This is a genomic window from Caballeronia sp. LZ029, from assembly GCF_031451275.1.
In the GTDB taxonomy this organism is placed as follows: Bacteria; Pseudomonadota; Gammaproteobacteria; order Burkholderiales; family Burkholderiaceae; genus Caballeronia; species Caballeronia jiangsuensis.
In genome coordinates, this window is sequence record NZ_JARUXO010000055.1 from 1 (window position 1) to 353 (window position 353).

Annotated in this window: 1 protein-coding gene; it reads left to right on the plus strand. The window is 64.9% G+C overall.

All coding sequences use genetic code 11. The features are described from left to right. Positions 1–353, plus strand: a 353-nt coding sequence (locus QCE73_RS34015) for a LysR family transcriptional regulator (RefSeq protein WP_309885338.1), incomplete at both ends; no start/stop codon positions are given.

A 353-nucleotide genomic window follows, 5' to 3' on the forward strand; every position in this document is an offset into this window, starting at 1 on the left:
CTCGACGCGCGCCTGTTCCTGCGCACCACGCGCAGCACGTCGCTGACGCGCGAGGGCGAACTCTTCTACAAGAATTGCCAGCCGGGCGTCGAACGCATCGTGCAGGCGCTCGAAGACATGCGCGAACTACGTAATGGACCGCCGCGCGGACACCTGCGCATCGCCTCGACATCGGGCTTCGGCCGCAAGGTCGTGGCGCCGCTGCTGCCCGGCTTCAATGCGCGCTATCCGGACATCGCGCTGGAACTGCTGCTGAACGATGCGGCATGCGACTTCACCGCGGATCGTGTGGATGTCGCGTTCCGCGATGGCCATATCGACGATTGCGAGGTCGTCGCGAAGCAACTCATACC